We start from the raw sequence: 17,055 nt of genomic DNA on the forward strand, positions 1-17,055 counted from the left end.
TCAAGTCTTCTACTTTGAAGATGCTCGTGATGTTGCGTCACTGAGAGCAGGGAGCATCCCACTTTTTTAACCAATACCCTAGAAGGGTATCGCTATACGAACAAAGCCTGCCGACCCAGGCTGAAATTCTTTCTTAGTCTGGGTCGGCAGGCTTCCCTTCGGGACGCTGCGCGAACGTTTGTGTAGCCCCAGGCTTGCAGCCTGTGGGTATTTGAAAAACTGGGATGCTCCCCTGAGAGCATTGCTTCAATTAAATTTAAGGCACTAGAAAGAAACTCAGTCCGCTGAATGTGCGATCGCCATTGATTAAAGGTGGCTTGTCCTTTGTCTTAGTTCTTTGTAGTTACCGCAGCGGTTTCGGCATCTAGTCTGGCGGCGATCGCTTCTAAGGTTGCTCTTTCAGCCTCTTCAATGGTTGCGATCGCTAAGTAGGTTGCCGTAGCTGCATGGTTTTCAGCTCTATCTGCCCGATGTTCGAGTTTTTTTACTTTGCGACTCGTTTTCCATTCCTCAACATGGGACTTTACCTCAGATTCTTTTTCCTCGAATTGAGTTTTCAGCTTTGCCCGGTATTCATCGAATTGTTGTTTCTTAGCGTCTAGCTTTGATTTCGCTTCATCAAGTTGAGATTCAATCTCAATTTGAGTTTTTTTCGGCGCAGATTGAATACTTTCCTTCAACGATTTTACCCGATCTTCAACCGCTTCTAAATTGTCATGAAGATTTTTAGTGAAGTTGTCAATTGTAGTACTCATTTAGGATTTCTCTAGTATGTTGAATTTCGGAAATGTGGCTCTATTATTATCATCAAGTTGAGATTGAATCTCAACTTGAGTTTTTTCGCCGCATACTTAATAATTACAAACTTTGCCCAATATAACCTCTACCTTTTGAATGTTTTAGTATAACTTATACAACTTATACACAATTTAAACCCTTATTAAAACATAATTGCTCTTACAAACAATTTTTCTTTCCTACTCTTAGCAAGACTTTCACGGCTAGATTTAGGCAATAATATTGCAGTATTTTGTCGCAATTATAAACTGCTATTAGGGCAGATTTTAACGATTTTTTTTTGATGAATACCTGTAAACTTAATTCTTTAGCAGTATTGAGCAAATGCTCTCGATTTTTTGAACTTTTCTCTCGAATTTTATATAGCGATCGCTCCCAGAAAAGCGTGTATCTCTTCATGTCGATTGGGACGCTTATCAAACAATCCGTAAAACCTTAGGTGAAAATCGCTCCGCTCATCTGACCTACTACAACGGCATTCTGGAGATTATGACTCCATTAGAAGCACACGAAAATTCGAGTGGGTTAATTGGGCAATTTATCGAGATTTTAACCGAAGAGTTAAATCTCAACATTAAAAGCATGGAATCGACCACCCTTGATCGACCTGGATTAAAAGCGGGGGCTGAACCTGATCAGGGATACTACATTGCCAATGAACTGCTGGTGCGAGGTAAAATCGTCGATCTCAACGTCGATCCACCACCCGATTTAGTCGTAGAAGTTGACATCACCCACACCGATATCAACAAAAATGTTCTTTACGCAGAGTTAGGGGTGCCTGAATTCTGGCGCTACAATGGTAAAATATTGAAGATTTATGAGCTTCACAATGGTCAATATCAAGAAGTTATTTCGAGTCCAACATTTCCTGGTGTTCCCAAAGAGCAGCTTTATGAGTTTTTGAGTAATTGCACACAGCAACGAGAAACCCAGGCAAAGCGAGACTTGAGAGTGTGGATTCGCAAAAACCGAAGCTAAATTACGATGCGATCGCTCCTCTCCAACATCACCTGAAGTTTGCTCTATGCAGCCACAGTTTTTATAATAGACATCTCCATTAATTAATTAGGGCTTGCCCGAAACCCTTGATTAGACGTAGCAGTGCTACGTCTCTACATTCATTTTTACTTCTTGTGTCTAATATAAAAATATAAGCAAATTTATCAAGCAATTGAATCAGGATCTACACCAAGCGCTCTCAACCTTTCTGCTAATATATCGGCACGTTGTTGAGCTTGTTTTGCTTGCTCTTCTGGTGTTAACAATCTTCTTCCCTGCTCGTCATACCAATATAACCACTCCCGTGTAATACTTTGATAAGTTCCCGTTTCCGTGCCAATTCCCAAATTAACCTCTGGTAGCCATACAGGATTGCTATCTTGTAATTGATACTCGCCATTTACTAACTTGTAAACTTCAAAACGTGGCTTGCGGCGGCAATTGGGATTGTACACTACATAATACAAAACTCCTAGCTTTGCATACTCGTCTTTCTTGGTTGTGTACTCCCCACGATAACTTTGAGAAACTACTTCCAACACAAATATGGGAACTTGCTCTTCTTCCCAAATTGCATAACTCAGACGGAGATTTTCATCAAAAAACCGCTCAACTCCCAAACTCAAAAATCCATCTGGTACTATTGGCGGTAGATTAGGGTCATAATATACTCCCATATCAACACCAAAAAACCAATTCATCCGATCTGCCCAAGCCATAGCTAATATAGCTTCTAGCAAATTTGGCATTAAATGTTGCAGTTGATTATCCACAGGAGTATCGTCCGAGTCGGGCAGTTCGTCAGAAGAGGGAAAGCAAGCTAATGGATCGTACTTTAACATGATGTTGAAGACTATCTGAATCAGGACTTAGACACGGACTACGTATTTGCGTCATTGCGACGTAAGGAAGCAATCTCAAAGTCTTGTTTTATAGTATTGAACCAAGAATCCCCGTCGATTTATCGCGGGGAGTGTCAATTTACCTTTCACCATACTCCGCAACTGTGGCACAATAAAAAACTGTAATAAGAAAAATATTGATAAGGTAATAAGCGTGAGTCCTACTGCTCAAACCACAGCTAATACACGTCGGGTAGTGTTTCCGTTTACGGCAATTGTCGGTCAGGAAGAGATGAAACTGTCGCTGCTGTTAAATGTGATTGACCCGAAAATTGGTGGTGTAATGATTATGGGCGATCGCGGCACCGGCAAATCCACAACCATTCGAGCGCTGGCTGATTTGTTGCCAGAAATTCCCGTGGTTGCCAATGACCCCTTCAACAGTGACCCCAGCGACCCTGATATAATGAGCGATGAAGTTCGCGCTCTAATAGAACAAGGAGCCGAAATTCCTGTAGTTCAGAAAAAAGTCATCATGGTAGACTTGCCACTAGGAGCTACAGAAGACCGGGTTTGCGGTACTATCGATATTGAAAAGGCTTTATCTGAAGGTGTAAAAGCTTTTGAACCGGGACTTTTAGCAAAAGCTAACCGGGGTATCCTTTATGTGGATGAAGTAAACTTACTTGATGACCACTTGGTAGACGTGCTACTAGATTCTGCCGCTAGCGGATGGAACACTGTAGAACGTGAAGGTATTTCTATTAGACATCCGGCGCGTTTTGTGCTAGTAGGTTCGGGAAACCCGGAAGAAGGTGAATTACGTCCTCAATTGCTTGACCGTTTTGGAATGCACGCTGAAATTCGCACGGTGAAAGAACCAGCTTTGCGAGTGGAAATCGTGGAGCAAAGAGCGGAATTTGACCAAAATCCATTGGAATTTGTTGATAAAAACCAAACTACTCAAAAAGCACTACAAGAGAAAATTGTCAATGCTCAGAAGCTTTTATCTTCGGTGAAAATTGATTATGACTTGCGGGTAAAGATTTCGGAAGTTTGTTCGCAACTTGATGTAGATGGCTTGCGTGGTGACATTGTAACCAATCGTGCGGCGAAAGCGATCGCAGCATTTGAAGGACGCACCGAAGTAACAATTGATGATATTCGTCGCGTAATTACTTTATGTCTGCGTCACCGACTGCGGAAAGACCCTTTAGAATCCATTGATTCTGGCTATAAAGTCGAAAAAACCTTTTGTCGCGTTTTTGGTGTAGAGGTAGCTGAAGATACTACACAAGCAAACGGTACAGGTCAAAAATCAGGAGTTAGAAATTAGGAGTTGTAGAGACGCGAAATTTCGCGTCTCTACAAGAGTCATTCTTCCTCATCTTCCTCATCTTCCCAATCCCCAGTCCCCAGTCCCCAATCCCCAGTGATGAGATTTTGGCATTTTTGGTTTCAGACTATTGTGATATCTAGCCAATACAACCCACCTCGGTTTGTAGAGCTATTGATGTTGATGTTGGCGATCGCTATGCTCACAATTGCGACTTTTATACCCGATAGACCTTTTTTGATACTGGGTTTGAGTTTAGTAGTTGGAGCGTCTATTTCCATCTTAGTGCGAGAAGCGATCGCTCCCTCACCTCAGACGCGAATCACCCAAATTACAGCACTACTGTTGCTGATCATCAGCATATACGGCTTTGCCGACATCATTAAAACGCTTTAGTTGATAGTGGATAGTGGATAGTTGATAATTATTAACATGTCAATAATTCGTCGTCATCCGCTAAGAAAATTATGATATCCACTGACAGAACTTATCAACTGTTGACAATTCCGCCTTTAGAAAGTGGCGATAAGCTCACTCGTCATGAATTTGAACGACGCTACCATGCTATGCCTAATCTAAAAAAAGCAGAATTGATTGAAGGAGTTGTTTACTTGGCATCACCATTAAGAATCAAAAGTCATGGAGAACCCCATGCTTACATTATGGCTTGGCTGGGAGTTTACAAAGCAGCGACACCAGGCGTAGGTTTTGCAGATAATAGCACAGTTTTAATAGATGCCGATAATCAACCCCAACCAGATGCTTTATTAAGAATAGAACAAGGTGGACAATCAACGATTAGCAAAGATGATTATGTCCAAGGTGCGCCAGAATTAATAGTAGAAATTGCTGCTTCTAGTGCTTCCTATGATTTGCATGAAAAATTAAAAGTTTATCGTCGTAATCAAGTGCAAGAATATTTAGTCTGGCGAGTTTATGACCATCAATTTGATTGGTTTAGGTTACAAGAAGGCGAGTATATCCAAATTGAACCGAACACAGATGATATAGTTTGCTCTCAAATGTTTCCGGGGTTGCGGTTAGCAAAATCAGCATTATTATCGGGAGACTTAGGGAAAGTATTAGCTGTTTTGCAGCAGGGATTATCGACACCAGAACATAAAAGTTTTGTGGAAAAATTATCTATTTAGCGAATGGTATCATTTGTCCTAACGGACACACTACAAAGAACGACCAATGCACCTTGGTGATTTCCACAAATCAAACATTTCTCTCAAAAGATTCCTCTTCAAAACCCAAGCGCGATCGCTCTTTCAAAAATATCTCCTGCATTCGCTCAGTATAAGGCAGCAACAAAGCCTTTTGTTCGGGATTCACACGGCTAATAATTTCATCCCCTAATACTTGACACCATTTTTCTGTGATTTCCCATTGAATTTCCACTCCCTCCACAACCATCTGACACAAAGGAAGTAATTCTTCTTCAAATGGTGCCATACTCTTCTCTAAAAAACACAGCCATAAATAAGCCTGAAACATATTTAAGTCACGAAGGCAAGAGTGTGTTACACCAGAATGACTTAATGTTCCCCGACGACTACGATGATTGGGCAATAATTCTACAAGTTGATTATAAACATTCTGAGCAATATCCCTAGCATCTGGCAATATTTGCTCTACAATAATAAATTCAGGCGAATTCAATTCATATTTAGCACTTTGATTGCAGACTCGCTGCCACGGCATAGCAACTTGCTCTTCTACAAAATTTAAGTAAGAAGCAAGCAATACTTTTTCAGATGGTGTAAGTTTTTTCAGAATTAAACTATTGCTAAAATTCAACTGCGTTGTCAAAAAACCAAGGGCACGCCAATCCTTAGATATAATGTGTTGTTCTTGAAACACCATTAATATTGGTTCTAATGCGTATCCTAGTTCCTCAACTGCTGGTATACCCCATATAAGAAGGGAATTACCGTTACTTTCACCCGAAACGGAGACGTTATTTATGGACTGTTTTTGATAAACTTCTAGTAATTTTCTATACACCCTAAAGGCAAATTGAGTTATTCGCCTTGCCTCGTTCAAATCTAAAATGTTAGGAATATAAGAGTAAAGGGTTTTCGTTTGTATCCACGCCATGTTGCAGTTGATATCTAATACATTATCCTTTAACTTAGTAGCAGTTAAAGCTCGACCCTCTGGGGATGAAGCTTTGAGCAACGAATCAGGGGATACTCCGTTTTCTAAAGATAAAGAGGATAAATCAACTGTGTACCGCTGTGCCCAAAGATTGAGTAAACGGTCAACCGTAGGACTTTTTACAGATTGAGAGGTTTTTAACATAAATTTTACCTGGGTAATATGATTGGTAAACTTGATAAATTAAGTGATTGTAGATTATTCATATAATTATGCCCTGTATAATATCAAGTATAATTCCTGGAAAATTTAATCCACATTCCTAAGTTAAATTACTTGTCAGTCAATATAAATATTGCGATGTTTGAGCGATCGCTTTTACAAAAATATCATAAGCAAATCTACTCATACCAAGCAGCAGACTTGGGCGATCGCAAATTGTTGGTAGTGTATTAACCTTAGCTTTAGCTTCTGGACGCAACCTGATCTGAAGTTGTACTTTACACTAACTTTAAGAATATCTGGAAGATTTTATAAATTCTTGCCGATCTGTACCCGTTGTCTCCAGTAAATGGATATACTATATTTAATTATGCATCCGTAACAATAGTTACAAAATAGCTGTTAAGTTTTAAATCTTAACAGGATAAAAAAAGAACTATCCAACAAGCATACTGTAGGCGCTTTTAAGCGTGTCTGTATTAATGCGATAGTTGGTATTGTAGTTTCCGTGGAGAGGGTAACAAACAAATGCTGTTTTATTGTCGAAACAAGCAACAAATCCTCTCATGAGTTACGGAAATTATATAGTCTTTGCAAATTAGCCTGTGAATAACGGAGTAATTTGCTTTCTTATTCTGTATCGAATGCTATAGCAATCTTAAATCCCAACTGAAAATTCACGGTCTTCAGATTCCCGATTTATTTAAGAAGTCGGGAATCTAACTTTTCACTCTCTTGCGATCGGACTGGTATATTGCCATCAAAGTTTCTCTAACTAGAAAAAAAGTACTTAATTTTTTTGCTGCATCGATAATATTACTTAAGTTCAATGGGTACAAATTTTATTTTTGTTTCAAAAATAACTTTATTTTGTCTCCATTTATCTTTTACTTGTTTGTGGTTAATTATGTAAAGGCTGTATGCCTTTCTCTAGCGACACTCTGACTTTTTAACTGGATAAGAACGCTGACAAAGGAAAAGATATGTATGTTAAAATATTTTGCTTTTATGAAAGAATGATGACGAAAATTTGCAAATTATATTGCATATAACGAAAATTAGTTATAAATTATTAATTAATAGGGGAACAATTTTATTTCAGTAAATAGACTGCTTCCGGTTTAGTTTCATGTAAACCCGATACGGTGCATTAAGTATGGCTTGCTTTTTCAAAGATTTATTTCAACAGAAAAAGTAATTATTTCAAAGTATATTTGACTGCAATTTTATCAACAATTATGTTATTACTGAATTGAAGAGAAAATAGGTTTAATTTCCTATAAACATAATTTACCAAAAACCATCACAATTTCAAATAAACTGTGTATTGAGCAGCGATTATATCCTACTTACTAGGTAAATTATGTAATTATATTGCTGCTCAAAAAATTGTCTTTGTTATGATCAGAATAGCAAAAATAAGAATTCGGGTGCATCTACCGCAAGACACAATATAACTACACAATGTCAAGGGAGATATAAAGAGCGATGCAACTAAACAAATTAGTAACAATTAAAAGTGTAGACGAAGAAGCATGGGCAGCACTAGAGAAATCAATTCTTTATTATCAAGGGCGTCCGGTAGGCACTGTAGCTGCCTTTGATGTATCAGTAGAAGCCCTGAATTATGACCAGTGTTTTGTTCGAGATTTTGTTTCTTCTGCCTTACTTTTTCTGATGAAAGGCAGAGCGGAGATTGTGCGTAATTTTCTCGAAGAAACCTTAAAGTTACAGCCTAAAGAAAGAGAATTAGATGCTTATAAGCCAGGTAGGGGTTTGATTCCAGCTAGCTTTAAAGTAGTATTAAATAATGGTGAAGAATCTTTAGAAGCTGATTTCGGCGAACACGCGATCGCTAGAGTCACACCTGTTGATTCTTGTCTGTGGTGGATGATTTTATTGCGTGCTTATGTCATTTCTACCAAAGATTTTTCTCTAGCTTATCAACCTGAATTCCAAAAAGGTATCAGGTTAATTATGGAACTTTGCTTGGCGACTCGCTTTGATATGTATCCAACGCTATTAGTTCCAGATGGGGCTTGTATGATTGATCGTCGTCTCGGTATCTACGGTCATCCTTTAGAAATTCAAACTCTATTTTATACTGCATTGCGTGCGGCTCGCGAGTTACTAATTTGTAAAGGCAATCAAGATATTGTTGAAGCAATTGATAACCGCTTACCTCTATTATGCGCTCATATTCGTCAGCATTATTGGATAGATATCAATCGCCTAAATGCAATTTATCGCTTTAAGGGTGAAGAATATGGCAAGACTGCCGTTAATCTTTTCAATGTATATGCAGATTCTATTCCCTATTATGAATTAGACAAATGGTTACCAAAAAAAGGTGGTTATCTAGCAGGTAATGTTGGACCATCGCAACTAGATACTCGCTTCTTTGCACTGGGTAACTTGATGGCAATCATTTCCGATCTTGCAAGTGTTGACCAATCGCAAGCGATTATGAATCTCATTGAGAAACGATGGGACGATTTAGTGGGAGATATGCCGATGAAAATCTGTTTCCCCGCTTTGGAAAATGAAGAATACAGAATTGTAACTGGATGTGACCCCAAAAATATTCCCTGGTCTTATCATAATGGTGGCAGCTGGCCCGTTTTAACGTGGATGTTCACGGCAGCAGCGGTAAAAACTAACAGAATAGATCTGGCACAAATGGCGATTGAAATTGCCGAAGCACGTTTGAGTGATGATGAATGGCCCGAATATTATGATGGTAAAAAAGGGCGATTAATGGGTAAGCAAGCCAGGAAATTTCAAACCTGGACAATTGCTGGATTTTTATTGGCGAAAGAACTAATAGCAAACCCTTCTTATTTACCATTAGTCAGTTTTGATGAATTACCCGCAGAAGTAGTCTCTAGAGCGTGTGAGTTTGAAATCAATAGTATTGATACTTACACTTCTCACGCTTAAATAAGTAGTTAAAAGTCCAGTTGATGGGCTGCCTAAGCAGCCTTTATTCTCAAAGAATTGATTTTTAGATTAGAGAATCAAGGTTCAAATCACGACTAAAGAAGTTGCGATCGCGTCCAAACCCAGCCGAAAAATTCACGTCGATTCATATCTATCTGCTACCAAAATCGCCAATTTTAACATTGAATTATTAATGACAATTCATCAAGGTAGCTATTTCGGTAGTATTGGCAAACCTATTTACAAGAAAGGCAGAAGTTCGAGGGCAGAAGGCACTTATGTTAGGAGTATCAATTAAAACTTACTTTGTGGGTTTAAAGCCCAGTTTAAACAAATAATTATACTCAAGATGGCTTGCACGGACGGTATAAAACGTCCTTGTTTCAATCCCACTATGAGTAAGGGTGGGTTGCCTTCTGCCTTCTGCCTTCTGAAGTTTTTCTTGTTGGTTTAGGACTGATTGCTATGCTATTTACAGGCATCAGCATGACGAGCATTTTTCGTAAGCGTAGCTGCCCAAACCAATGAAGAGCGCAAGCGATCGCTATCAGCACAGATCCTCAAAAACAAGATAACCGACTTATCGCTCGAAGTCGGGTATCTAAAAAATAGATTATTTAAGATATATTTTATACTAGTCTTATCTCCTTGTCAGAAACTGGATGATGATAAGCAATGACTGCTGATTGGTTAAGTTGGCTGATGGGGGCAGGTTTCATCTCACCTCGAAAGTCTAGCAACTGGACAAGAATTAGATAGGCGATCGCTAAAATTATCGAAATTGCACCTGTAATAATTGCCACTATTTTTGAGCGTTCCATTACATATTCCTGTTAATAAAATTTAACTACTCAACGCTTTTAGGAAACGTTGCAAACTCTTGAATACACCAGGCTTTTTCGCCGGTGTACCATCAGATGAGGTTTGTGAACCTTTTGCTAGAATTAGATCCAATTCGTCACCGGCTGGTTTTTTGGGTAAATCGGCTATCTTTTCGTAATTACCGCTTTTTTGCACCCAGACTTCCCACTGTCGAGGGTAGCAGCGAAATACACCTGTTTCATCATCTACAGGACGCAGATAGTAACATGATTCAAGAGTACTAATGAAGCGATCGCGTGTTTTTCGTGCTGCATAACCGATACCCACGGCACCTGCTTCATCTAAGCGAGGATTTAAAATGACAAAAGGGCGATCGCCTATATATTCACATAGTTTTTCCAACTGTGGCACTTCTACAGAAGTGGGAGCGACAAATAAGAAAATTTCGTCTTCTGGCTGAATTTTTGATTCTAGAGAAGCAATCCTACCGCTGCCAATATCTTCAATTTTAAATGGTACACCTGCCCAGTCACGACGGGCAAGAGCCGCAGCACCGGCATCGGTAAAGAAAACTTTGAGACGAGAATCATATGCTTGAAAAGCTGGTAGAAATTGCTCTGCGACTGACATATGTTTGAGTTCTGGGAAGACTAACTCAACTTGGAGACGAGTATAACCATCCGTTAGCGCTGCTTGGGTAGCTACTTGTGCTTGAGCGATCGCATCTTCTAAGGTATTAGGAAGTTCAGCCATTTTAAACGATTTTAGATTTGAGATTCTATTAAACTGTAAGGCGTATTTGCGCCGAGATTACTATTTTAGATTTTCTGTTCTATATTTCTGCGTTTTGTTGCTATTTTTGAGGCAGCGATGCAGAAAGGCTCAAAAAACCATTATCATTTTTTGGCGTTGCTGATTTAATGTATGACGCAGGATTTTACGTAATACCAAAATCCTTGTAGAGACGTAGCACTGCTACGTCTTTACATTTCAATTCAGCAACGCTCTAAATTTTAATATGAATCATTTTATCTTTATATGGGAATTATAAGAATTAAGTATTGATATCAAGGACTTTGATGAAACCTGTTTGGCATAAAGGTAAATTAACAACATGGAAGGATGATAAGGGTTTTGGCTTCATCCGTTCTAGTGATGGCAGTCAAGACGTTTTTCTGCATATCACCGCACTCAAAGAAACAAATCATCGTCCACAAGTTGATGATGTGATTTGCTATCAGCTAACGGTTGATAAAGACGGAAGAATTCATGCTTGCAACGCTTCCATTGAGGGAGTTGTATCGAAACCTATGCCAATAATCTCATATAAAGCAATAGAGAAAGAAACACTCAAGCCTAAAGCAAAATCTTCTTTAATATTGGAGGTATTACTCTTATCTTTATTACCAGGTTTAGGAGCAATGAATTTTGCACTGACGACTTTCAACCCAATTCCTCTGATTCTCTATCCTGTAATGAGTTTTCTTACATTTACACTGTACGCGGATGATAAATCTCGTGCAAAGCAGGGGCGTTGGAGAGTATCAGAAAGGACATTACATTTGTGTGAATTTATGGGTGGATGGTTGGGGGCATTCATCGCCCAACGAAGATTACGTCACAAAAGTCGCAAGGTTTCATACCAAATTGTATTTTGGGTAATAGTAGCTATTCACATCATATTTTGGTTGAATTGGCTTTTCTTTGGGAAAAAACTGTTAAGTTTATTTTTTGGGATTGTTTTTAGAGCGTAGCAGAGAACGCTTATTATTTCTCCATAGCTTTACATAAGTAAGAGTTATTATATTTATTGTTCTAAATAATATTTGTATCAATCAGAACTCTCACTAAAGATACTTCTCCAACCGACGTTCTTCTAGTATGGACTTCACCTGTTCATCGGTCGGTGATGGTTGGTCGGTCTTCAATAAACCTTTCATCTGCTTGATGATGCGCGATCGCTCAGGTGGTTGGGTTGGAACATCTTGCAAGGATTCAATGATCGCACGAACGAGTTCAAGGCGATCGCTTGCTGGCAGTTGACGGGCTTGCTCTTTAAGCTCTTGCAGGGACATAGAAAACACTCCAACAAATGCTGTATCTAAATTTTAGCTAAAACAGCAGAAGCCTCACACTCACTTTTAGGAGTCTGAGATGAATGCGCGGGAGTGGAGAGAGATAGTAATTAATGTTTTTTGACTACGCCAAAACAATTAATTACTATGTCGAGCCATAACCCATATTCATTATATTTCTTAAGACAAATACCACAATCAATGGTATTATAAATAAGTACAGACAAAGCCGAAAATGCTGGTCGTACACTGAACCTGGACAATCTAGAATATGGGGTTCCATTCAATAATAGACATTTTTGTGTCGTCTCCGTGAATGGGTAAAATTCTAGCGGTACAAAGGTAGAACATACTTTTTGGTACTTGTTCAACAGTGGGTCGGGGCATCTCGTGCAGTCTAAAAAAAGCGAGAGTTTTCGTCCGAAGCAATAGCTGGAGTCTCTGAGAAGCCTACACGCTCTCTGTACTCAGTCAGTGTAGGAGTATGTCACCTAAAGATAAATCCGGTATCAACCTTTCCAAAACTTGCTTGAACACCATCGCTACCCAATCTACATCGGCTTCAGTGGTATCGCGTCCTAATGTTATACGAATTCCCCCCAAGGCAGCTTTTTCGGAATAACCCATTGCTAACAATATCGGACTTGGACTAAGTTTACCACTGTGACAAGCGGCTCCTGCACTAATACCAATACCAGCTAAATTCATCTGCCGGACTAAAGTTTTACCAGTAATTTTTTCCCCATCAGCTTGTTGCAGACAGAAACTAATATGGTGAGGTAAGCGGGAAATCATATCACCTGTAGGGATTAAACCAGGAATATCAGTTAATTGAGAAAATAGGCGATCGCGTAATTTAATTAAACGCGGTATTTCGGTTACTATTTCTTGTGCTGCTAATTCTGCTGCTATACCAAAGCTGGCAATATTTGGCACTGCTTGCGTACCTGAACGTAGTCGCATTTCTTGCCCTCCACCACTCAACAAAGGCGCTAAATCCACTCCCTGACGCACATACAGCGCACCGGCACCTTGGCATCCATAGATTTTATGGCTAGACAGACTAAGTAAATCTACAGGCAACGATTGTACATTTATTGGCAATCGCCCGGCTACTTGGACTGCATCTGTGTGGAATATGACGTTGTGCGATCGCGCAATATTTCCTAATTCGGCAATTGGTTGGACTGTCCCAACTTCACTTTGACCGTAAATCACGGAAATCAGTACGGTGTTAGGTTGCAACGCTGCTTCTAAATCTACAGGATTTACTCTACCTTTCCCATCCACCGGCAAACGGGTTATTTCCCAACCCCACATTTCCAATAATCGCGCAGGTTCAGAAATCGCAGAATGTTCCACACTAGATATTATCATATGTTGGGGAACCGCGTACAAACGGGCGATACCCATAATTGCCAGATTATCAGCTTCGGTGCCCCCAGAAGTAAAGATAATCGATTGCGGATCGGCAGCGTTAATTAATCCCGCAACCTGCATTCTCGCAATTTCGACAACTGTTGCGGCTCGCTGTCCCCACTCGTGTAAGCTGGAAGGATTGCCCCACTGTTGAGTGAGGATTGCTTGCATTGCGGCGATCGCTTCCGAGCGAGTGGGAGTAGTTGCACTGTAATCTAAGTAAATTTGCATATTATATTGCGGGAGAACACACGCTAGCAACTTTTGTGTTGAAAAACTTTATTATTTGGGAATTATAAATTTGTTCACCTAACGATTAGCAGACTAAGGTGCAAATTTTTTCTCCCCAAAGACATTTTTATTTTATCTTTTTACTGATACTTACCCTCGCTGGTTGTCAACCAGTCCAGTCTCGCAGTAAAAGTCTTCAACCGCTACCCCAAGATTTGTTAGTCCAAGTTTACTTTAACCATTCCCAGTCTTCAGAATATAAAGAACCTTATCGACAGCAAACTCGTTTTGGGGATGATTTAGAAAAACAGATTGTTGATGCAATTTTACAAGCTAAATCAACAGTAGATGTCGCAGTACAAGAATTGCGTCTACCGAAAGTTGCAGAAGCGTTGGTTGATAGACAAAAAGCTGGGGTTAAGGTGAGATTAATCTTAGAAAACACTTATAGTCGTTCTTGGAGTAGTTTCACTGCGGCAGAAGTTGGTAAGTTAAATAAGAGAGAAAAGGAAAGATATCAAGAATTTCGACAATTTATAGACATTAACAAAGATAATCAACTTAGTTCAGAGGAAATCAACCAAAGAGATGCTTTGGCGATTTTACGTAATGCGAAAGTCCCTATAGTTGATGATATAGCAGATGGCTCGGCAGGTAGCGATTTGATGCATCATAAATTTGTGATTGTCGATAATCGCATTGTGATTGTTACTTCAGCTAATTTTACTTTGAGTGACATTCATGGAGATTATTCTAATAATACCAGTTTAGGTAACGCCAATAATTTATTGAATATAGATAGTCCCGAATTAGCCGCTTTATTCACCAAAGAGTTTAACATCATGTGGGGCGATGGACAAGCCGGAAAATCAAATAGTAAATTTGGCTTGAAAAAACCAATGCGTTTACCTGAACAAATAACCTTAGGTGAAAGCAAAATTACTGTGCATTTTTCACCAACTTCTCCAACTCAACCTTGGAGTCAAAGCAGTAACGGGTTAATTGGTAAAACTTTAAATTCTGCGAAAAATTCTGTCGATATGGCATTATTTGTCTTTTCTGAGCAAACTTTAGTTAATATCTTAGAAAATCGTCATCAGCAAAGTGTGCAAATTCGCGCTTTGATTGAACCTCAATTTGCCTATCGTTCATATAGTGAAGCATTAGATATGATGGGGATTGCTTTGAGTAACAAATGTAAATATGAACTGAATAACCATCCTTGGCAAAATCCCATTACCACAGTTGGTATACCTTTATTGCCCAAAGGTGATTTGTTGCATCATAAATTCGGTGTGATAGATGGGCAAAGAGTAATTACAGGTTCTCACAATTGGTCGGAAGCGGCAAATAATGGTAACGATGAAACACTTTTAGTAATTGAAAATCCGGTAGTTGCGGCTCATTATATCCGAGAATTTGAACGTCTTTATAATAATGCCAAAATCGGCTTCCCACCAAAAAAGTTAGAGAAAGTTAAAACAGAAGAAAAAAAATGTTTTAACGCAAAGGAGCGCTAAGGTAAGCGCACTCGTTTCGCAGAGTCTTCGTTAAAACCTCAGCGTACCTTTGCGTTTACAAAAGATGAACTCAAACATTTGGAATGGTCTGGTAAAAAGAGGGTTTCATGCTTTTATTTATAATTGCCATAGGTGATTAGAGGCAAGATATACTGACGAAACACTTTTAGTAATTGAAAATCCTGTAGTTGCGGCTCATTATATCCGAGAATTTGAACGTCTTTATAATAATGCCAAAATCGGCTTCCCACCAAAAAAGTTAGAGAAAGTTAAAACAGAAGAAAAAAAATGTTTTAACGCAAAGGAGCGCTAAGGTAAGCGCACTCGTTTCGCAGAGTCTTCGTTAAAACCTCCGCGTACCTTTGCGTAAACCGAGCGCGTATCTTTGCGTTTAAAAAAGATGAACTCAAACATTTGGAATGGTCTGGTAAAAAGAGGGTTTCACGCTTTTATTTATAATTGCCATCGGTGATTAGAGGCAAGATATACTGTAGTTGGTGTACCTTGTAGTCTCTACGTCTTTTCTAGCAGATGTCTATTAACTTAACCGCTGAGACAACCACAAAGCTAGTAATGGCAATGCTAATTTATAACCATGTTCAGCATCATAAATTAAGCCTTTCTGCTGAAGTCCAATTAAAGCACCTTGTAAACTTCCACCACGAGAAAGACCATGTTTTTGAATGTATTCTCGACGTTGAGGTTTATCAGTCGGATCTATTGCCAAACATTCTAAAAGATGCACTTGATTTGCCGGAAGTAACATTAGTAAAGACTCAAAAGTAATCGATAAATCTTTCAGCAATCCGCTAATTGCTTGCTCTACATCTTCTTCAGTAATCATACTATCTGAACAGCGCAAAATTTGCAAGCGGCGAATCAATGCCATTGCATCACCAATGTGTCCTTGCACGGCATTTAGAAATAGTTGCAATGCTTTGGAACGGAAATCAAAACTCAATTCTTCTGTTTGCAAAATTTCTCTTGTCCAAAGCGCCAAAACATCATTTGCTAAAGGAGTTAATTGCACCGTTTCTAAAGGATAATCAGTTTGGTTACTTGTTTCCGCAATCGTGGCAATTAAAATGTAACTCACCCTATCTTGCCGCTTAATTTCTCGTCGCAGCGTCCCTTCCCATAAATTATTACGATCCCAAGAACGAATGTGAGGGAAACTTTGTAAAATCAAGATTACGCGTTGATTTGAACCTGTAACTAATTGTTGGGGTAACTCAATTAATATTTCAAATGCTTGCCATAACTGTTTTTGGTTGAGAGAACGTAGCAGTTTAAGTTTACCGCCGGTTTCTTCAAGATGAAAAGCAAAAAGTTCTCTAGCTGTCTTGTCTAACCAAGCGTTAATTTCTGCTGCATCAAAGCTTTGACTAATTGTCTCAGCCAATAATTGTAAAAATCTTTCACCATCAGTGGCGCGTATACAGTCTACCTCTAAAACGATCGCTTTCACTGCCTGCGCCGCACTTCGCACTAAGGTACGTCGTCCACTTCCAGGTACACCCACAATCAGCAAGTCACCATCTTCAGCCAATACTTCCACTATCCGCTGAAATTCCGCCGATCGCCCAATCAATTCTAATGAAGTAGACATTACACGCTTTTCGCCTTTATCGAGTCCTCATCGCTAGTGCAAGCATAAACCATTGAAAGTAACTATTGTTAACATCAAAATATTTTAGTGCCAAAAATATTTTGGCACTATAAATTCGTGCTAAATGTTAAACAAC

At 39.2% G+C, this 17,055-nt stretch carries 14 protein-coding genes and 1 pseudogene; 7 read left to right on the forward strand and 8 right to left on the reverse strand.

The features are described from left to right. Positions 1-329: 329 nt before the first annotated feature. Positions 330-755, reverse strand: coding sequence for a hypothetical protein (locus TOL9009_RS0117905; RefSeq protein ID WP_029634003.1), 426 nt, complete (start codon positions 753-755; stop codon positions 330-332). Between the two features lie 463 nt (positions 756-1,218). On the opposite strand from TOL9009_RS0117905, the pseudogene TOL9009_RS39610 reads away from it, so the two are divergent. Continuing rightward, positions 1,219-1,779 (forward strand): annotated as a pseudogene (locus TOL9009_RS39610) (Uma2 family endonuclease); the annotation flags it as partial. Between the two features lie 185 nt (positions 1,780-1,964). Here the strand turns inward: TOL9009_RS39610 and TOL9009_RS0117915 are convergent. Further along, positions 1,965-2,642 (reverse strand): Uma2 family endonuclease, encoded by a 678-nt coding sequence (locus TOL9009_RS0117915; protein ID WP_029634004.1) that lies wholly within the window; start codon positions 2,640-2,642, stop codon positions 1,965-1,967. 214 nt (positions 2,643-2,856) lie between these two features. Here TOL9009_RS0117915 and bchI point away from each other — a divergent pair, with 214 nt between their 5' ends. The 3 genes from bchI (at position 2,857) to TOL9009_RS0117930 (ending at position 5,129) form a co-directional block, all read left to right on the forward strand. After that, complete coding sequence (gene bchI / locus TOL9009_RS0117920) at positions 2,857-3,978, forward strand: magnesium chelatase ATPase subunit I (protein WP_029634005.1); 1,122 nt, start codon at positions 2,857-2,859, stop codon at positions 3,976-3,978. A gap of 99 nt (positions 3,979-4,077) precedes the next feature. After that, the gene (locus tag TOL9009_RS0117925) at positions 4,078-4,374 is read left to right on the forward strand and encodes a hypothetical protein (RefSeq protein ID WP_029634006.1); all 297 of its coding nucleotides are present in this window, start codon (positions 4,078-4,080) and stop codon (positions 4,372-4,374) included. A gap of 71 nt (positions 4,375-4,445) precedes the next feature. Then, complete coding sequence (locus TOL9009_RS0117930) at positions 4,446-5,129, forward strand: Uma2 family endonuclease (RefSeq protein ID WP_029634007.1); 684 nt, start codon at positions 4,446-4,448, stop codon at positions 5,127-5,129. Positions 5,130-5,199: 70 nt separating this feature from the next. Here TOL9009_RS0117930 and TOL9009_RS0117935 read toward each other — a convergent pair whose 3' ends face one another. Then, positions 5,200-6,285: a hypothetical protein gene (locus TOL9009_RS0117935; RefSeq protein ID WP_029634008.1), complete on the reverse strand. Its 1,086-nt coding sequence runs from the start codon at positions 6,283-6,285 to the stop codon at positions 5,200-5,202. A 1,506-nt stretch (positions 6,286-7,791) separates the two neighbouring features. On the opposite strand from TOL9009_RS0117935, the gene TOL9009_RS0117940 reads away from it, so the two are divergent. Next, positions 7,792-9,243 (forward strand): glycoside hydrolase 100 family protein, encoded by a 1,452-nt coding sequence (locus TOL9009_RS0117940; protein WP_029634009.1) that lies wholly within the window; start codon positions 7,792-7,794, stop codon positions 9,241-9,243. Positions 9,244-9,872: 629 nt separating this feature from the next. On the opposite strand, the gene TOL9009_RS0117945 is transcribed toward TOL9009_RS0117940, so the two are convergent. Further along, positions 9,873-10,064 (reverse strand): hypothetical protein, encoded by a 192-nt coding sequence (locus TOL9009_RS0117945; RefSeq protein ID WP_029634010.1) that lies wholly within the window; start codon positions 10,062-10,064, stop codon positions 9,873-9,875. Between the two features lie 22 nt (positions 10,065-10,086). Next, the gene (locus tag TOL9009_RS0117950) at positions 10,087-10,818 is read right to left on the reverse strand and encodes a DUF1995 family protein (RefSeq protein ID WP_029634011.1); all 732 of its coding nucleotides are present in this window, start codon (positions 10,816-10,818) and stop codon (positions 10,087-10,089) included. A gap of 326 nt (positions 10,819-11,144) precedes the next feature. Between TOL9009_RS0117950 and TOL9009_RS0117955 the strand changes: the two genes are divergently transcribed. Continuing rightward, on the forward strand, positions 11,145-11,819 hold the full coding sequence (locus tag TOL9009_RS0117955; protein ID WP_029634012.1) for a DUF1294 domain-containing protein: 675 nt from the start codon (positions 11,145-11,147) through the stop codon (positions 11,817-11,819). A 93-nt stretch (positions 11,820-11,912) separates the two neighbouring features. Here the strand turns inward: TOL9009_RS0117955 and TOL9009_RS0117960 are convergent, their stop codons facing one another. Together TOL9009_RS0117960 and TOL9009_RS0117965 are read right to left on the reverse strand one after the other, a co-directional pair. Next, a complete protein-coding gene (locus tag TOL9009_RS0117960; protein WP_029634013.1) occupies positions 11,913-12,140 on the reverse strand; it encodes a hypothetical protein in 228 nt (75 codons plus the stop codon). A 471-nt stretch (positions 12,141-12,611) separates the two neighbouring features. Next, positions 12,612-13,790, reverse strand: coding sequence for a cysteine desulfurase family protein (locus TOL9009_RS0117965; RefSeq protein ID WP_029634014.1), 1,179 nt, complete (start codon positions 13,788-13,790; stop codon positions 12,612-12,614). Positions 13,791-13,888: 98 nt separating this feature from the next. Between TOL9009_RS0117965 and TOL9009_RS39615 the strand changes: the two genes are divergently transcribed. Then, a complete protein-coding gene (locus TOL9009_RS39615) occupies positions 13,889-15,310 on the forward strand; it encodes a phospholipase D-like domain-containing protein (RefSeq protein WP_051502941.1) in 1,422 nt (473 codons plus the stop codon). A 538-nt stretch (positions 15,311-15,848) separates the two neighbouring features. Here the strand turns inward: TOL9009_RS39615 and TOL9009_RS0117975 are convergent. Beyond that, on the reverse strand, positions 15,849-16,919 hold the full coding sequence (locus tag TOL9009_RS0117975; protein WP_029634015.1) for a P-loop NTPase family protein: 1,071 nt from the start codon (positions 16,917-16,919) through the stop codon (positions 15,849-15,851). Positions 16,920-17,055: the final 136 nt, after the last annotated feature.

This window comes from [Scytonema hofmanni] UTEX 2349 (assembly GCF_000582685.1).
GTDB lineage: Bacteria > Cyanobacteriota > Cyanobacteriia > Cyanobacteriales > Nostocaceae > Hassallia > Hassallia hofmanni.

What these genes read in the sequence shown, in the direction of transcription:
- TOL9009_RS0117975 (WP_029634015.1), bottom strand. Translation starts at nt 16,919, where the DNA reads ATGTCTACTTCATTAGAATTGATTGGGCGATCGGCGGAATTTCAGCGG.
- TOL9009_RS0117940 (WP_029634009.1), top strand. Translation starts at nt 7,792, where the DNA reads ATGCAACTAAACAAATTAGTAACAATTAAAAGTGTAGACGAAGAAGCA.
- TOL9009_RS0117945 (WP_029634010.1), bottom strand. Translation starts at nt 10,064, where the DNA reads ATGGAACGCTCAAAAATAGTGGCAATTATTACAGGTGCAATTTCGATA.
- TOL9009_RS0117905 (WP_029634003.1), bottom strand. Translation starts at nt 755, where the DNA reads ATGAGTACTACAATTGACAACTTCACTAAAAATCTTCATGACAATTTA.
- TOL9009_RS0117950 (WP_029634011.1), bottom strand. Translation starts at nt 10,818, where the DNA reads ATGGCTGAACTTCCTAATACCTTAGAAGATGCGATCGCTCAAGCACAA.
- TOL9009_RS0117925 (WP_029634006.1), top strand. Translation starts at nt 4,078, where the DNA reads ATGAGATTTTGGCATTTTTGGTTTCAGACTATTGTGATATCTAGCCAA.
- TOL9009_RS0117960 (WP_029634013.1), bottom strand. Translation starts at nt 12,140, where the DNA reads ATGTCCCTGCAAGAGCTTAAAGAGCAAGCCCGTCAACTGCCAGCAAGC.
- TOL9009_RS0117955 (WP_029634012.1), top strand. Translation starts at nt 11,145, where the DNA reads ATGAAACCTGTTTGGCATAAAGGTAAATTAACAACATGGAAGGATGAT.
- TOL9009_RS0117935 (WP_029634008.1), bottom strand. Translation starts at nt 6,285, where the DNA reads ATGTTAAAAACCTCTCAATCTGTAAAAAGTCCTACGGTTGACCGTTTA.
- TOL9009_RS0117965 (WP_029634014.1), bottom strand. Translation starts at nt 13,790, where the DNA reads ATGCAAATTTACTTAGATTACAGTGCAACTACTCCCACTCGCTCGGAA.
- TOL9009_RS0117915 (WP_029634004.1), bottom strand. Translation starts at nt 2,642, where the DNA reads ATGTTAAAGTACGATCCATTAGCTTGCTTTCCCTCTTCTGACGAACTG.
- TOL9009_RS0117930 (WP_029634007.1), top strand. Translation starts at nt 4,446, where the DNA reads ATGATATCCACTGACAGAACTTATCAACTGTTGACAATTCCGCCTTTA.